Annotated in this window: 2 protein-coding genes and 1 pseudogene; all 3 read left to right on the plus strand. The window is 70.9% G+C overall.

The window, feature by feature from the left end; genetic code table 11:
* The first annotated feature begins 46 nt into the window (after nucleotides 1–46).
* Nucleotides 47–154 (plus strand): potassium-transporting ATPase subunit C, encoded by a 108-nt coding sequence (locus ACIKT0_RS18805; RefSeq protein WP_407106824.1) that lies wholly within the window; start codon nucleotides 47–49, stop codon nucleotides 152–154.
* 54 nt (nucleotides 155–208) lie between these two features.
* Nucleotides 209–970: pseudogene (locus ACIKT0_RS18810) on the plus strand (histidine kinase); the annotation flags it as partial.
* A 41-nt stretch (nucleotides 971–1,011) separates the two neighbouring features.
* On the plus strand, nucleotides 1,012–1,074 hold a 63-nt coding region (locus ACIKT0_RS18815; protein ID WP_407106825.1), incomplete at its 3' end, for a 4-hydroxythreonine-4-phosphate dehydrogenase PdxA.

Raw genomic sequence — 1,074 nt, forward strand, 5'->3', positions numbered from 1 at the left:
CCTCATCTTCGATGGCGGCCGCGTTGGGCTGAGCGGGGGCGACGAGATCCAGGCGATGGAGGACCGCACGGTCGAGAAGCGCCTGTTCGGGCTGATCGGCGAGCCGCGGGTCAACGTGCTCGCGCTCAACCTCGCTCTCGACGAGCTCAAGTGAGCGGCGCCCCCGCGATGCGGGCGCTCGCCTTGCAAGCCCGCTAAACTCCCGCGGATGCCTGCAGCTCGCCCCTCGCCCGAGAGCTTCCTCCCCGCCGCGAAGCGGGAGGGCCGCGGCCGCCTCAAGATCTTCTTCGGCGCGGCGCCGGGCGTCGGCAAGACCTTCGAGATGCTGCGCGAGGCGCAGGCGGCGCGACGGGAGGGTGTCGACGTGGTGGCCGGCGTGGTGGAGACCCACGGACGGCTCGAGACCGAGGCCTTGCTCTCCGAGCTCGAGACCGTCCCGCCCGTCGAGGTCGCCTATCGCGGCCGGGCGCTGAAGGAGATGGACGTCGACGGCGTGCTCAAGCGCGCGCCGAAGCTCGTTCTGGTGGACGAGCTCGCCCACACCAACGCGCCGGGCTCGCGCCACCCGAAGCGCTGGCAGGACGTCGAGGAGATCCTCGCCAAGGGGATCGACGTCTACGCCACGCTCAACGTCCAGCATCTCGAAAGCCTGAATGACGCCGTCGCGCAGATCACCCGCGTGCGGGTGCGCGAGACGGTGCCGGACCGCGTGTTCGACCTCGCCGACGAGGTCGAGGTGATCGACGTGACGCCCGACGAGCTGCGCAGGCGGCTCGCGGCCGGCAAGGTCTATGTGCGCGAGCAGGCGGAGCGAGCCGTCCGGCACTTCTTCCAGCACGGCAACCTCACCGCTTTGCGCGAACTCGCGCTGCGCCGCACGGCCGAGCGCGTCGACGCCGACATGCGCGGCTACATGGAGGCGAACGCGATCGAGGGCCCGTGGCCTGCAGGCGAGCGCATCCTGGTGGCTCCTTCGACACCGCAGTCAACGCGACGCTCGGCCTGCCCTTCGTGCGGACGTCCCCTGATCACGGTACGGCCTTCGACATCGCGGGCTCCGGGACCGGCGATCCC

It is taken from the genome of Hansschlegelia beijingensis, from assembly GCF_045505405.1.
GTDB lineage: Bacteria > Pseudomonadota > Alphaproteobacteria > Rhizobiales > Methylopilaceae > Methylopila > Methylopila beijingensis_A.